This is a genomic window from Roseibium sp. HPY-6 (assembly GCF_040530035.1).
Taxonomy (GTDB): domain Bacteria; phylum Pseudomonadota; class Alphaproteobacteria; order Rhizobiales; family Stappiaceae; genus Roseibium.
Window position 1 is genome coordinate 1699269 of the sequence record NZ_JBEWCD010000002.1, and the last position, 15603, is coordinate 1714871.

14 protein-coding genes are annotated in these 15603 nt (G+C 46.5%); 10 read left to right on the top strand and 4 right to left on the bottom strand.

Features of this window, described 5'->3' with window-relative positions; all coding sequences use genetic code 11:
- Window positions 1–2 precede the first annotated feature (2 nt).
- The 10 genes from ABVF61_RS19115 to ABVF61_RS19160 all read left to right on the top strand — a co-directional run bounded on the left by ABVF61_RS19115 (window position 3) and on the right by ABVF61_RS19160 (window position 11785).
- Window positions 3–473 (top strand): very short patch repair endonuclease, encoded by a 471-nt coding sequence (locus ABVF61_RS19115; protein ID WP_353995118.1) that lies wholly within the window; start codon window positions 3–5, stop codon window positions 471–473.
- Window positions 430–1683: a type II restriction endonuclease gene (locus ABVF61_RS19120; protein WP_353995119.1), complete on the top strand. Its 1254-nt coding sequence runs from the start codon at window positions 430–432 to the stop codon at window positions 1681–1683. The genes ABVF61_RS19115 and ABVF61_RS19120 overlap by 44 nt, the downstream gene beginning before the upstream one ends.
- 78 nt (window positions 1684–1761) lie before the next feature.
- Window positions 1762–3456, top strand: coding sequence for a hypothetical protein (locus ABVF61_RS19125; protein ID WP_353995120.1), 1695 nt, complete (start codon window positions 1762–1764; stop codon window positions 3454–3456).
- Window positions 3457–3959: 503 nt separating this feature from the next.
- A complete protein-coding gene (locus ABVF61_RS19130) occupies window positions 3960–4454 on the top strand; it encodes a J domain-containing protein (RefSeq protein ID WP_353995121.1) in 495 nt (164 codons plus the stop codon).
- On the top strand, window positions 4447–5019 hold the full coding sequence (locus ABVF61_RS19135) for a hypothetical protein (protein WP_353995122.1): 573 nt from the start codon (window positions 4447–4449) through the stop codon (window positions 5017–5019). The genes ABVF61_RS19130 and ABVF61_RS19135 overlap by 8 nt, the downstream gene beginning before the upstream one ends.
- Window positions 5020–5161: 142 nt before the next feature.
- A complete protein-coding gene (locus ABVF61_RS19140; protein ID WP_353995123.1) occupies window positions 5162–7072 on the top strand; it encodes a type IV secretory system conjugative DNA transfer family protein in 1911 nt (636 codons plus the stop codon).
- Window positions 7073–7095: 23 nt separating this feature from the next.
- Entirely contained in the window at window positions 7096–7782 is a 687-nt protein-coding gene (locus tag ABVF61_RS19145; RefSeq protein ID WP_353995124.1) for a vWA domain-containing protein, read from the top strand.
- A gap of 5 nt (window positions 7783–7787) precedes the next feature.
- Window positions 7788–8636 (top strand): PP2C family serine/threonine-protein phosphatase, encoded by an 849-nt coding sequence (locus ABVF61_RS19150; RefSeq protein WP_353995125.1) that lies wholly within the window; start codon window positions 7788–7790, stop codon window positions 8634–8636.
- Window positions 8533–11271 (top strand): helix-hairpin-helix domain-containing protein, encoded by a 2739-nt coding sequence (locus ABVF61_RS19155; RefSeq protein ID WP_353995126.1) that lies wholly within the window; start codon window positions 8533–8535, stop codon window positions 11269–11271. The genes ABVF61_RS19150 and ABVF61_RS19155 overlap by 104 nt, the downstream gene beginning before the upstream one ends.
- Before the next feature lie 49 nt (window positions 11272–11320).
- Window positions 11321–11785 (top strand): hypothetical protein, encoded by a 465-nt coding sequence (locus ABVF61_RS19160; protein ID WP_353995127.1) that lies wholly within the window; start codon window positions 11321–11323, stop codon window positions 11783–11785.
- 12 nt (window positions 11786–11797) lie between these two features.
- Here the strand turns inward: ABVF61_RS19160 and ABVF61_RS19165 are convergent, their stop codons facing one another.
- The 4 genes from ABVF61_RS19165 to ABVF61_RS19180 all read right to left on the bottom strand — a co-directional run bounded on the left by ABVF61_RS19165 (window position 11798) and on the right by ABVF61_RS19180 (window position 15587).
- The gene (locus tag ABVF61_RS19165; RefSeq protein ID WP_353995128.1) at window positions 11798–12112 is read right to left on the bottom strand and encodes a hypothetical protein; all 315 of its coding nucleotides are present in this window, start codon (window positions 12110–12112) and stop codon (window positions 11798–11800) included.
- A 43-nt stretch (window positions 12113–12155) separates the two neighbouring features.
- Window positions 12156–12533, bottom strand: coding sequence for a hypothetical protein (locus ABVF61_RS19170; protein WP_353995129.1), 378 nt, complete (start codon window positions 12531–12533; stop codon window positions 12156–12158).
- Between the two features lie 79 nt (window positions 12534–12612).
- A complete protein-coding gene (gene traA / locus ABVF61_RS19175; RefSeq protein ID WP_353995130.1) occupies window positions 12613–15144 on the bottom strand; it encodes a Ti-type conjugative transfer relaxase TraA in 2532 nt (843 codons plus the stop codon).
- The gene (locus ABVF61_RS19180) at window positions 15141–15587 is read right to left on the bottom strand and encodes a hypothetical protein (protein ID WP_353995131.1); all 447 of its coding nucleotides are present in this window, start codon (window positions 15585–15587) and stop codon (window positions 15141–15143) included. Before ABVF61_RS19180 ends, traA begins: the two co-directional genes overlap by 4 nt.
- Between the last annotated feature and the right edge of the window lie 16 nt (window positions 15588–15603).

Here is a 15603-nt window from a genome sequence, read left to right on the forward strand (position 1 = left end):
CAATGGCAGATATCGTATCACCAAAAACCCGTAGCCGGATGATGGCTGGCATAAAGTCCGGAAACACAAAGCCGGAGATTGTTATTCGTTCGGGCCTGCACAAGAAGGGTTTTCGTTTCCGTTTGCATGACAGGAAATTGCCCGGCAAACCCGATCTGGTATTCCCGCGACACGGTGCAGTGATATTTGTGAATGGCTGCTTCTGGCATGGTCATGATTGTCATTTGTTCAAATGGCCCAAGACCAGAGAAGACTTCTGGAAGAACAAGATTTCTTCCAATAAAGCTCGCGATATAACCAATATAGCCACCATAAAGAATGCTGGTTGGCGCGTCGCTGTTGTTTGGGAATGTGCATTGAAGGGAAAAGCTCGACTAGAACTGGATTCAGTTATTGATTTATGCTCTTTCTGGTTGAGGAATGGAGCGAATGAACTGGAAGTCAGGGGCAATGAATCAGGGGCATCTATCTGAATATTTTGACGGCGCAGGCGTAAAGATACTGTCGCCAGTAGATGCCGAACCCAAGAGTTCCAATCAGCACGAAATCGGCACCACGGTGCCGATGAGAAAGTTTCTCGGTACTGACAAGTCCGAGTTTGATGTCACATATATCTGGCTTAACGACGAGCAGGAAACCATAACCGATCACGGGTTTGCGACACACTATAACTGTCGTGAAGGTAAACCGCGTCCACCCGAATATAGACTCTACTATACGTCAAACGCAGTGACAGATATTATGTCTGCGGGCGATACCCTTTTCCTCGCGATCCGGCCTGACGAAACAATCCTTTTTATTGTTGTGCCGTCGGACAGCACCATCCAAAGCCAGTTACTCTGGCTCTTTGGACTAGACGATGAACCACAGAAGAAATTCAAGTTTGCAGAGTTTTCAGGCGACGATAGCAAGGTCGATTTTATATCGAGGTTCATACTCGACGAGATTGGTATCGAGTTTGAAGACCCGGATGCGAACTCTCTTGATACGATTATTGATCGGTTTGGCCTTGAGTTCCCGAAAACGGCCGAGTTATCGGAGTTGGCCAGATTGACCTTGCCGGAGGTCAATGCCCTCGACGATCCCGATTTTGCACTCACCGCTTGGCTGGATCACGAAGAGGCTCTGTTTCGAAGGTTGGAGAAGAAGGTTGTTGCGGAGCGAATTCAGGAAGGATTTGTCAATGAAGACGATGTGGATGTTGACGGCTTCATCAAGTATTCTCTCAGTGTTCAAAATCGCAGAAAATCTCGTATGGGACACTCATTTGAGAACCAGCTCAAGGCGGTGTTCGATGCATTTAAGCTGCGTTATGACTCGCAAGTCATAACGGAAAAGGGAAAAAAGCCTGATTTCATTTTCCCCGGCAAGGACGAGTATTTTGATCCTGAGTTCAACACATCTCGTCTGACAATGCTTGCTGCGAAATCTACCTGCAAAGATCGCTGGCCCCAGATATTGCCAGAGGCAGAGCGAATCGAGACGAAACATCTTATCACCCTTGAACCCGCTATTTCGCTACCCCAAACAAGCTTGATGCAAGAATCTGGAGTTCAACTCATCGTTCCGGACAGTATCAGAGGCAGCTATTCAAATCTGCAACAGGAAAATATTTGGACAATTGCCAAATTTATCGATGTTATTCTGCATAGACAAAAATATTCTAGTAACGAAAATATCTAATTCAAAATATCAATGATTTTGAAGCGGCAATATGAATTGTTTGAATTGCATCCTTCTGCAAGAAAATAAGGTAATCAGATGTCTTTTGAAAAGATCTTTGCCGAATACGTAGGATGGTCTTTGACTATTGCCAGTATATTCTCTGTTATCACTTATTCGACCATTTCATATATTCGGCAAGAGCGCAGAGATGATTTGGGGCTTTGGATGGTTGGCGCTGTCAAGCATTCTGACTGGCGTAAACAATTTTATGCTTTGTTTTGTGCAGCGTTTGGAAAACACCACTTGTCACTCCGTTGTTTTCTGAGTTCCTCATTTGTCTCAGTTTTTGGGGCAGCGTTAATTTACTTCTTTCTTCACTCGTACGGCGTTCTTTCTGGGCGAATGTCAATGGAGATTTCGTTTTGGCGGTTTATGATAATAGTTGCTGCGATCAACATAATTGCCGATTACATCTCTTTGGCAGAATCGAGATATTGTATAATGTACATGCCAAAAACGCCTCTAGGTCAGTTTTTTGTTATCGTTGGTGACTTTTTATTATCAGCATTGATAGTAATAACTGTGATTTGGGTTTTTCGAAACACCCCTGTGCGTGAACTTGAGTTTGTTACTTGGCAAGGCGCTATTAATTTCTTGGAGGGAAATGGTTTTTGGTACAACCTCCAGAAATCTATGCGAGAGCACGTATATGTTTCTTGGTGGGACATCTTTTTTGAAGCGTTTGGATTTTATTCCTATTTTTCCATTGTTTTTGTAACAACATTTTTCACTAGTGTTTGGATTTGGCTCTTTGTCTCGACTTCTTCAGTTGTGAGCATGTTCTCCAACAAATTTATTTATTGGTTATTTGATCCTGATGAGAGACCTGGTAGGTTTCTTTCAACTTTTGTATTTGCTTTATCGCTTCTTTTACTGTGGCCGGTCCAATGGCTTGCACAAGGCGTAGTAGGTGAAATACGCCGTTGGGATCAGGCGCTTTGTCAAGCTGCGCCTTCTTCTGCCTGTATTCGCGCTGCGGTTTTAGCGCAGGAAGTAGGAGAGCAAAATAGTTTCTTGTCTCTAGCCTGTGGACCAGGTGTCGACTACAGCGCGATTAGGCTCGAGCCAGCGGCGATCAACAGAGTTGACGTTTGCTATTCGATTGCCAGTCAGTTCGGAAGAGCCGGACTCTATAGGCAGCAAGAGACGATACTTCGAACAATTTACGATTTAGCACCAGGACAAGAACGAATAGCTAACGACCTTGCGTGGCGACTTCTTTGGGATAAACCTACGACGGGTGACATACGACTTGCAAATAGTGCTTTACAACCTTTTCTTGATTCCAATAATAATGGTACGATGGATACGGTTGCATTACTATACTACAGGCAAGGAAAATTTGAAAAAGCGTTAAAGAAGCAAAGAGAATTACTTCAAAAAGTTGAACGCAAAAATTGGAGCGAGTCCGTAAGAGAATACAAGACTCGGGAGGCACTCTATTCTCTCTATGCAGAAGGCGTCGAGAGCGCGAGTGACTTGTATAGGATCATTATTCAAAAAATGGAATCACTGCACTTTTTAGAAAAAATTAGTATTGCAAGAGCGCTGCGAGTGCACAAGGTTTGTGAACTTTATGACGAAACCGTTGTGGAAATAAAGAACGAATACAGGAAAATAATCGAAGATCCCGATAAGTATTACTATATTGATAAAAGGATTTTTGAGCCATTATTTGAGACGTCGCTCAACAATGAGCTATCTCTAAAATGCAATAAAAATACAAATTAAATTTAATTCATAGTTTCAAATCAAAACGGATGACTTGATTTTTGTCAGTAACCGCGACGTGGTCATCTTCACAAGTCGATGCCGTTGAGCGGTGAGCGTCCATCCGTTGCTTGCGCCAAACTCCGTCAAATTCTCGCATAGTTCAGTTTCTGTCGCATTTGACCGATGATAGGAAAGACACGATAGAAGTATAAAAATTCAGTGGGCGCACAGGAAATCTGTGCTCGGAACCCCAAGTCCAGCTTGTTTCAAAACCTGAGAATTTAAGAAGGGCTTCGAAACATAAGCGCTGCCAACGCCAGTAAAGCTGGCGGGCAGAGCTAACATTCCGGTCCCTTTTAAATCCGCAGAACTTGAACGAACGCCCTTGAAGGTCGGCATCGAAATTCGATGCCGGCTTTTTTGTTTTTCATGATTTGGGGCGCTCGCCGCTTGGCAAGGGTTCAAGCGACAGGGGGAAGAGGTTTCTCCGATGTCGAAACCCTGAAAAGTGAGTGTTCCCTATGAATATCTATGATGCATCCAAAATTCTTGGCCTTTCCGGTGATGTCACCCCCGACCAATTCAAAGCTGCCTATCGTGCAGCGTGCCGCACGTACCATCCTGACATTAACTCCGCAGGTGAAGAGATGATGAAAGTCATCAATACAGCCTATGACGCTCTCAAGAACTTTTCAGGGACAATTAAAGACGAACAATCCAATTATGGGGAACTGTTCAACAATGCGCTGAAAGCCGTTTTACCTATCCACGGGGTAATTGTTGAAGTATGCGGAGCCTGGATTTGGATTACTGGTGATACGCGCACCCATAAGGAAACCTTGAAAAAATCCGGCTTCAAATGGTCGAAAAACAAAAAGGCTTGGTATTTCCGCCCCGAACAGTTCCGAAGCTTTTCACGCGGCAATGCGACACTGGAAGAAATCCGAGAAAAATACGGCTCAAAACGCCCTCAAGGACCGGGTTTCACAAGGCTTGGGGGCACAAATCATGCTTGAGTATCAAGCCCGTATCGAACAAGCTGCGCTCTATTTGTGCGTGCCTTGGAAACTCAGCCGCCTTAAGGAGCAGTCTTGTATCGAACGCTATGAAATCATAGACGGTTCAGGGCGCGGCTTGTCTATTGTCAGAGATTGGAACAAGCCTCGCTTCAAGGTCATTGGTCAATTTCCTGACAGGCTGACCAGCCGTTACCACCGCGCCTGTAAATCAATTGGTTTCAATCCAGAGCGCCCCGCCAAAGACATCGCCGTCGATATCAAGCGGCGGTTTCTTCCGACATACCTCGAAAGATTTGAGCAGTCCAAACAAGCCAAGAGTGAGGAATGTGCGTCCGATTCTGAACTCAAGATCATTGCTGATGCAATCATGAAGGTGACAGGCGGTCATGAAAGCGGTCATCATTGCTGCACAAGCCGCCGAATGGTTCATTTTTTAGGCGGCAGCGCGGAAGTAACAGCGGGTCAATGCATCAACCTGACACTCCATTCATTAAGTGCTGAACAAGGTATCAGCATTTTGGCGGCATTGTTTCTCAGCCCTGCTCAGGTGGACGAGTGTTGAAGCAGAAAGTTACATCCTCGGGTAAATTCTAGGCATGCCTGAATTGTAGTGCACCAGTTGGACAATTTTAGCTGCAAACTCGGTTTAATTTTGTTAACAACTTTTTACACTGATAAGTTCATGAGTGCGGGTTGGAGCAATCGTGGCGTTTATTCTTTGGGCTGTCACTCTGATAGCTGCTATTACATTTTTGAGAACCATCGGGATTGTTATCGCTCGCAAATATGGCGTTTGGAATCCTGATTATTTTCACCGTCTTATTTGGTTCCCGTGGCGGCAACTGTTGCAAGGTTGGGTGCGCTTTACCGAATGGCAGGAAGAAGTTTTTCGGACTGGCAGCGGTGCGACGGCTGGCTTTGCGGGTTTTTTGGCTCGCGTAACCTTCGTCTTCAAACCCGACTATGCGCTCCTAGGCCGTTTGCGTTTTCTCGGCTTCAATTTGCTGCAACCATTGGGGTTTAAGGCCGAACGCCATCTTGCGATGATTGCCGGAACAGGCGCAGGCAAAACCACCTTTCTCATAACAATACTCGGCCTTCACAAAGGCAATGCATTTGTTATTGATCCCAAAGGACAGATCACAAAAGTTATTGCCAACCGACGAGGATTAGGCGGAAACGGCATTCGTGGACTGGGAAAGCAAGTTGCGGTGCTTGACCCATACAACACAGTCCCAAACCATAAAACGGCATCATGGAATGCCCTTGATGAGCTAATGCGCGTAGAGAGGCGCGAGGGTAAACACGCAGTCGTCAAATACTCTATGAAAATGGCTGAAGCCATTGTGCCGATGGAAGGTTCAAAGCCATATTTCCCGCAGACTGCCCGTCAATTTTTACAGTCATTGATACTACATGTTTACACCACAGAACCGCCCATAAAGCGCAATCTTGTCCGTGTTCGGGAATTGGCTACGCGCGGCTATCACGAACACATTGATCCCAATAAAGCCGATCCTTTCGCTTTTTTGGTACACCAAATGCAGCAAAATAACGCCTATGACGGGACGATTTCCAATGCTGCTGCTACGCTCGCGGGAACTGGTAAGTCCTTGGGGGACGTTCTCTCCACAATGCGTGCGGCCCTAAAATTTTTGGATATTCCAGAAGTGAGGGATATATCGCGCCATTCAGATTTTTCGCTTGAAGATTTGAAGCTCGGTGACCTGAACCTCTTTGTCTGCGCTCCAACAAATGCAATCCGTGAAGAACTGTCAAACTGGTTCAGACTTCTGACCGTCACAAGCCTTGATCTCTTTGAAAAGATACCAGGCAATCTCGAACATGCTTGTCTGTTCGCTGTCGATGAAATGCCAAGCCTTGGCTATATCGAAGCCATAGAAACATCGGCACCAGTCATGCGTTCATATGGTGTCCGGTTGCTCGCAATTTCGCAGGATTTGGAAAAAATGCAAAAGGCTTACCCGCAAGGCTGGAAAGGCTTCATCGGCAATGCAGACGCTGTTTACTGGATGGCGACAAATGAAAATGACACAGCGACCTATCTCGCGAACAAAATCGGTGAAAAAACACGAACTGAGAAATCCGGCTGGATTCCGTTTTTCAAAAAGAAAGTCGGCACCAAAACCGAGAATGTTCTGACACCCGACCAAGTTCGGCGTTTTCTTGATCCTCGTAAGCAAATGATGATTGTAACTCGATTTGGCAAACGGGCTTTGCGCGTAGGAACTATGCCATACTATCGAGAGTTGCCAGTTGCTTTCTACGAACATGACACAGACCACAGAGAAACTTCTGGTCGGGCAGCCACACGCTCTAGGCTGATCGCGTATTCATCCTCTCGGTCTAAGAAGCAACATAAAGGCGCGGTACCGCATGCTCCTCAACAAAAGGGACATCAATCGAATACAGCACAAGCCACCTCTATTGCCTACAATGACGCCCTGAACATTTTCGGCCTCGTTGAGCCTTTCACTATTTTCGAATTAGACAAGCGTAAAGCGATGCTGATGAGCACCGCGAAATCAAGCAATGCTGGAAGCCATCACATTAGTGATGCTTACGACTTACTGAAGTCAAAAGCCACAACCTAGTCTAGTCTGGAGCACCAAAAAGAATGACTGATACTAACCCGTTTGCCCTCGCTCCTCTGAGAGATCCAGAGGAACCACGTTGCGCCTGTATTTTGCTGCTTGACGTTTCTTTTTCGATGAAAGGAGAGAGACTCGAGAGTCTTAACCGTGCCCTAAAGATATTTGCAACCGAAGTGGCTTCCGACCCATTGTCCGCAAAACGCGTTGAAGCTGCCATCGTGTCGTTCGGTAGTGACGTCAGGGTCGAGGCGGATTTTACACAGGCACGCGATTTTAGGCCTCTTGAGCTTAAAGAGCGCGGAAACACGCAAATGGGGCAAGCGGTTCTTACCGCTACGGATATGCTCAAGGATCGGAAGGAAGTATACAAACAAAATGGAGTGGAATATTTCCGCCCATGGATTTTCCTCATTACCGATGGGGGGCCGACAGACTATGGGACGGACACATGGAATGAAGCAGTTGATCGGGTTCGAGAAGGCGAAAGCAAAAAAGCCTTTTCTTTTTTTGCCGTTGGTGTTGACGATGCTGAATTCAGGCCACTGAAAGAGTTGTGTGTTACTCCACCATTGAAATTGAAAGGCTTGATGTTTCGCGAGTTATTCAAATGGCTCTCTGTTTCTATGGCGTCAATTTCTGGATCACAACCAGGGGACAGCGTTGTTCTTGAGGATTATTCTGCTTGGGGCGAGGCGCCGGGACGCGACTAAAAGATATGACACCCAACCAAACATGGATGTGGGTTGGAGCAACTTCGACCGGCATTCGTCATTTGAAGAAGAATGAAGCATGTCAGGACAGTGCGACTGCGTTTGAAGTTCGGATATCTGATGACGACTCCGCCTTTATAGCGATTGTTTCTGATGGAGCGGGCAGTACAAAATTTGGCGGCATCGGTTCCGCGATAACCTGCAGAACATTTGCTCGGCTTGCCAAAGACTATCTCTTAAGCGGACAAACAATCTCTTCACTTTCAGATGAGTTAGTAAAAGAGTGGGTTGAGGTTACGCGGTACCGAATTTCTAAGGCCGCAAAAACACGTGAAAGTAAAATGCGCGAGTTTGCTGCGACTCTTGTCATGGCAATCGTTGGTGAAAACGATACCTGCTTTATCCAAATTGGAGATGGCGCGTGTGTCTTTAAGACCAAATGCAATGGTCATTTCGGTGTCCCGATAGTTCCCATGCATGGAGAATATGCTTCGAGCACCTACTTCATCACAGATATGAATACGGTGCGGTTTGAACGGGTAATTGTGAATGAAGCGGTTCAGCAAATTGCAGTGTTAACGGATGGAATTGAAAAACTCGCCATCTTACCAGACCGCATGAGCGCAGATGAAGAATTCTTTCATTCGCTCTTCCAGCCTTTTGAAAACTTTCAGTCAAACGGAAGAAATAGGGAATTTTCAAAGTTTCTAAGGAGTTGGCTCGCTTCAGAAGCGATTTGCGAGAGAACAGATGATGACAAATCACTCATATTGGCTCAGCGAAGCGACAGGAAACTTCGACCAGCAGTTTCTAACGTTGACTCGAAATCCTCTGAAGCAAAGCCGAAAGATTGACATAGGAAGTCAGGTCGGCACCAAAGGAGGAGAGGGGGCCGCCTTTCAAATTATCGGCGACCCCCAGACGCTTGTTAAGATTTATCACTCTGGCAAAGCAGCGGATCGGCACGAAAAAGTCGCTGCGATGGTTGCATCTGGGCTTCACTCAAAACTGAGTTTCGCGGCAATGCCACAGCAACTGGTTGTCGACGATAATGGCCAGTTCGCCGGGTTTACGATGCAACGCGTGCAGCAAGCATTTCCAATCCACCAGCTCTACAATCGTGATAATCGCGTCCAGTATTTCCCCGACGCCGACTATCGGTTCATGGTTCGGGCCGCGCACAATCTAGCACAAGCTTTTATGCATCTTCACTACGAAAACCTCATGGTCGGTGATGTGAATGAAAGCGGTATTTTTTATTCAACCGGCGGCTGGGTGAAGCTGATTGACTGCGACTCTTTCCAAGCAGAACTTGGCAACAAGTCTTACCCTTGTCTTGTCAAAGTTCCCCAGTACACACCCGCCGAACTCCATGGGGTGCAGCTTTCCAAAATAAAGCGCACACCCAATCACGACAACTTTGCTCTAGCGGTGATGATATTCAGGTTGCTCATGCTTGGGCAGCATCCATTTACAGCTCAGTACAAAGGGACTGGTGATGCCCCAACAGTCGGCTCCCGAATAAAAAACTTCGAGTATGTTTACGAGAGAAACCTCAAAGGAAAGAACTACGCGCCCCCACCGCATGCACTGGACATCAATACCCTTCCTGACCCGATTATTTCCGCATTCGAAACAGCATTTGGTGGTCAGGGGCCAAACGGTAGACCAACTGCAGCAGATTGGTCCGCAATGCTGCAAAGTTTTGATCACGACCTAGTGGGTTGCACGATCAATCCTTCTCATCAGTATCTTTCGATTTTTTCGACATGTCCGCTTTGTGGGCTTGAGAATAAGCTGAGTACCCAATTTTTTGCGCCTCAGTCTGCCTATAACCATCAGCCCCGTCACGCTCAGCAACCTCAACCCCATCCAAATCCAGGATCATACGCAACACAAATTCCAAATTCTCAGAGTAACACCGGGCGGCGAGGAGTTCTTGCACGATTGTTCGGAACCGCCATGGCAGGAATTGCGGTTGTTGCAGTTGGCGGATATCTGCTTCTCCAGTTCGATAAGTTTTCAAGCAGCGAAACTGCCTCATCATCCACACCGCAGGCTAGTACTGGTCCGAAAGCAAAAACAACGGTGGAATCTAAGACCACAGAACCAAAGCGAAAAACACCTGAACAAATCGAATTGGATAGGATTAGAACTGAAAACCAACGGCTCGAAGAAGCGAGATTAGAACGAACAAAACAATTAAATGAGACATGGCATCATGTGAGGTTGGCACGTGGGAAATCCCGAAAAATAGGAAACGTGACGGCCAGAGAATTTTTCTCGAACGCGAGAACAAGAATGTCTGTCACCAATCAAGGCGAAATGCTGTTCTGCTCAGACGCATACGAATACCAAGCTGAAGATGAAAACGGCTTGTATACAAGCCAAGCAGTTAGCCTCTCTTTGTCTAAGTATCGAGAGGACGGAACCTTTGCTTGGGAGATGGAATTTCCCGACTTGAAAGGTTTGATTTATAGCTGTTCGAAACTAAATACTTATTTATATTTAATAAACATTACTGCGCCCGGTGGGCTGCAGCAAAGCTATATTTACAATTACAGGAACGGGGAGGCGGTTAAGCTTGAGGGAAATTTGCGGCGGTTAAATTATATTTTGGACAAAAACGCAAAAAAAATAGTGAGTTCAGGACTGCACGTAGACAGCAAAAGAATAGAAATTTCAGAAGGACTTTCGAAAAATGTCGGTACAGCGTACGGCGTTATTCTGCAAGAACACGACGTCGATACTGGAAAAATACTGTCTAGTAAAAAAACGGTGGTGTGGCGGCGACCTCAGGATGGAAAAGGTTCTCCATATATCGAGTCCAAGCAGCTCCAAAATGGGAAATTTGTAGCAATTGTCCCTACAAACGGCTCAAGATTTGTAGAACTTACGCAAGGATTTGGTGAGTATTCACTCATACTTTTCGATCATGACGGTAAAATATCAGACACGATCAAATTGGTTGGTGAAAACAAAAAGAACGAAGCCATATTGCCAAGCAAAATATTCGTGAACGTCGATGGCGATGTCGAAGTTTTTGGAACGAGATCATATGGCGATAAAGGAAACATTCTTGACCAAATGTTCTATGCAAAGGTGGACTTATCCGAGAGCATTCCTGCAGCTCGCGTAAAATATTTCGGTAAGGCTCAGAATACGCCCGGAAGCCATGAGCGTCAGGGACGACGGTTATTTCGGGTAGCGGAGAGTTTCCCAAACTATTACGTAGAAACATTTATTCCAAGCTTTCATGATGAACGCCGGAACCCAACCTCTTGGATTTTCAACCCGCTTGACTTTTCATTCAAAAGGCTTGGTTCTACGGATTTCAGCAAAGAACCGTCTACGTATTCATCCAGCCGTGGGTTCTGGGCCGTAGAACACCTTAGATATGGCTCCAATCAAATTATTCAAGTACTTAAGTTCGAAGGCAACAATGACATCAACACTACGCTGAAAGAGCATTTTTCGAAATTCAGGTAATGTGTTATAATAATTTATGGCTTTTAATTGGAGTAATACATCGGAAATTATGGAAATACTTTCTGATCTGCGTTGCAATATTGCTGCGACGACATTGTTTGATGGAGAGACTGACAAGCCGAACGGCACAATCCTTTCTGTGCCTCACAACCTATCCACCGAAGATGCGATGGTAGCAAAAGAGATGGTGCTTGCCGTTTACAAAGCCGCCATCGAACCGTTAGCGGACTTTAACACAAGCGGGGAAATTGGCACGACTCAGGAGTTCAGTTTCAGAAACACTCCCTCAGGCTCTTATCGATTTAGATCGACCGATGTGATTAAACCGGACAGTCTGGTTTCCATGCTCGAGTTGGAAATTGACAACTTACGACAGAGTCAGCAAGCACTTGAACTGCTCTCTGAAAGAGCCAACAAGTTTTACATGCAGCACAGTCCGGGTGAAGTAAGCCAACTAAACAATATAGAGATAAAGCCAGTCATAGAACATGTTTGTAAACCACCCATGAGTTGACCAATTGGCCTATCAAGCCTCTGCAAACAAACCAGTTTCTTTCGGCAAGCGTTTTCCTGTTAGTATAAAAATGCTGTATTTCACAAGCTGATCCAATGCGTAATCAAACGGCATGTTAATTTCAGCCGCACTTTGTTCAGCCCACTCGATCATGCCCGCATCGGTTCTGTATGGGTGACCGTAAATGCGTCCAGTAATAAAGTCGTATTCGTCCCAAACGTATTTTTCGAGCCGAATTGCACGTTCTTCACCGCATGGTGGAGTGATAACGCGCATTTCCATGGCGAGTTGTTTTTCTGCTTCTTCTCTATCGTGATAAAGTTGCATATGTGAAGACTACCACTTTTGGTTTCTTCGGCGCAAATTTACGTCAGAGCTCTGGCTCGTTATCGTTCCGTGAAAAACCTTCGAAAGCCGATTTTTCAAAACTGTCCTCAAACTCTTTAGCAGCAGCTTCTAGGCTGTCATGTAGATATTCAATGCGCTGCTCGTTTTGTTCGGACAAATCGGAATGAACTTTATTTTGGATAGTTCCGCCGATTGTGTATTCTTCTGCGAACTTTGGAGCTTCGCGGGATTTTTGAAGGTTCTCCATTTCCGCTTGGGTCGTGATGTTGGGGTAGTTGTCTTTTTCAAACCCGTAATCTTGCTCTTTGACTTGCCATTTGTCTGGAGTTTGCTTTGCAGTCCACTCTTGAGCGCTCTTTTTAAATTCGGGCGAAGCTGGATTTTGATCGTCTAAAGGCATTGGCAAAACCTCAAAGTGCGAAATCAAATAATTTTCGTAATATATGTTGGTTTCACAACAATCGCTACAGTGGCAGGCGCTATATCTCTGGGGTGTTATCCCAATCGCGATTGAAGTGTTCAAAATCCGGCATGCTGTTTTCCGCTGATTTTCTGAAATGTTTTGTCAGAGGCACTTGGTTGTTTTGCTCTCTATCGAGAGAAACAGGCTGTGTCAGATCAAGCGTCGATTGTTTTGGCCTTGCGCGACTTAGCTTGCTAATCAAGCGATCAAAATTTCCAATTTCCTCGTTGCTCGCATAGAGCTTGGTTTCGTACTTGTGCCGCGTCATAGCGACGTAGGTCAAATGCCTGTCCATGGTGTGAGAGGCAAGCACATAAGAGCGATCAACAGTTGCCCCCTGTGACTTATGTATGGTCGTGGCATAACCATGCTCGATATCATTGTATTTGCTCGCTGATATTGTGAGCAGATTTGGTGTGCCATCTTCGGCTTTGTCATCGAGTTCGATTGTCAGGCTGTCATCGTTTGTTTGAATGACCGTTCCAAGCATCCCGTTTTGAACGCCAACTTCTCGATCATTGCGCGTAAAGAGAAGTCGATCACCAGACGCAAATTCACGGCGACCATGCGAAGTTTGGAAGGTTATGTTATCCTGTAATTCACCAGCCTCTTTTCGGGCTTCACGGATGGTTTCATTAATTGCCTTCACGTCCTTTTTTCGATGTGCAAGAGCCAGTTGAGAAGGCTTACTGTTGCTCGACCAATAATCATTGAGGTAGTCAGCGACCAAACCTTGTACCGCTTCATCCTGTGACTCAGCAAATTCTATCCGATTGTTTTCCTGATAGGCATTGATTGCAGCTTGTGTTTTACCGAGCGCAAAACTCTGAGAGGCTGACTTTTGCCAATCCTGCCGCTGTCTATGGACGTTTTGGAGTTCGGCTTTGTCCAGTCTCTCTGTCATGACTCGGAATGGCGCACCAGCTTCAATAGGCTGTAACTGTTCCGCATCACCGACCAGCACCACCTTAACGCCTTTGTCTTTGGCTTCATTGATAAAGCGTGACATTTGCTTTGAGCCGATCATACCCGCTTCATCAATCACCAGCACGTCACCGCGCTGCAATTGGTTGCGGTCATTCTCCCAAGAAAGCTCGAACGAGGCGAGCGTGCGCGATTGAATACCAGAACACTGCTCAAGCCCTTTCGCAGCCTTGCCAGCCAGTGCCGCACCAAATACGCGATGTCCCGAGGCTTCCCAGGCTTCACGCGCGGCGGCAAGGATTGTGCTTTTGCCAGTTCCCGCAGCGCCGACAACGCAGGATAGCTGCCTATCATCCGTCATGTGCTGGATCGCTCGCTTTTGCTCAGCGCTCAGACCGACACCAATCTCATTTTTGAGCGCGGCGTCGTGGTTCCATATTGCCGCCTCAACTTTAATGTCAGGAATTTTATGCGTTGACCGTGCTGCCATTTGCCGAGCGTTTTGCATCAGGTCTTTTTCAACCCTGATAATATTGCTGGTAGAAAAGCGAATATCTTTGTCCGGCGTTGATGGATCAGCATTGAGAGGCTTCAATTCTTCGCAGGTCATGACTTTTTGATAGGCTGCTTGATACTCGTCAGGATCGTGAATGTAAGTGTTGAGCGCCTTTGCAATATCGTGGCGGCTAAACACACTTTCACGCTCAGTCATCATCGAAAGAATATGCTCAGGATCATGGCGAACCTGTCTTTCAATCGGACTTTCAATGCGCGAGTTTTGAGGCTGTTGCGCCGCGTCTTGTGAAATTGATTGCTGACGCGGTAACTGCTCTGCAAGCTGCGTGGCTTGTCCCACGAACGGCAATCCTTCAGCTTCACCAAGCTTCGCCCTTAGGTCTTTTGTGTAAATACCTGTTGCGCGAGCGATGGAATAAACCTCTCCATTGGCATCAACCGCTACAAAATCACGACGATCACCACGCGCAAGAATGTACCCTTGATCTTTGAGAGCAGCGGCAAACGCTTCTTTAGAGTCCGATGCTACCCAAGCACTTTGGAAGCTTCGCTTGATATCATCGGCGTACTTGTTCCTGCGGCGGGCTTGCTGGTGTTCAGCGTGGGTATAGTTCAGCGGGTCGCGCTCAGCCTTATTGAAGAAGCCGCGCGGGATTTCCCAGCCGTTCTGCTGAAATATCTCAAGGCTGAGTTTTTCGAGTTTCTTATGGTCATAGGAATGATGAATGGCCTTCATCTTGTCAGTATCGATGCGGCACCAGACAGCATGGGCATGTACCCGCATTTCGCCATCCCGCCCACGCTTATGATGAAAGACTATCGCGCGGGGTTGCCCTGTAAGGCCGAGACGTTTTTCAGCACGTTCTATCGTTTCCTCAAATTGCGCAGCATCAACATCCGCGCCTTTAGGCGGGTTCAGGCTCAATGAATAGAGATGTTGCTTGCAATCCGTCGCGCGGCTGATCGCATAGGATTCCTGAAACGCAGTATGCAGATCATTGCCCAAAAAGCCCCTAAGCTCATGAATGATGACCTTTTCGTTATCGGCTTTCAGAAGGTGATTGGCCATGTCCTTACTGTTGCCGCGCTGATTGCCGACAAGGATCATGAGCGTTCTTCACTCTCCAATCCCATGGCCTCAACCAGATCACGGCGAATACGGTCAAGTTCCGCATGCGCAGCGCGAAGGTCTTTCTCTTCTTTGTCCGTCAGCAACAAACGGCCTTCTTCAACGGCAACTATTTGACTAACGAGATAAGTAGCAATCCCGCAATGACCGAGCCGCCGCAAAGCGCGTGCAATCGCCTTATCCTGTTTCGTTGCCTTCTTGCGTCTGCGTCTGCGTTTGGGCTTTGCATCGTCAAACAGCTTACTCAGCACATAGGCATTCAATGCAATGCCTGCCGCTTCCTGTTCCAATTGTGCCCGCTGCTCTTTTGACAGACGGACGGAGAGGGGAGCGATGCGTTTCTTTTTTTGCTTTCGGCTGGAAACTGCAATTTTAAAGTCGGGTCCTAATTCAGGAACCGACTTGCTTGAAAGAGGAGTCATGATTTTGGCTCCTCCA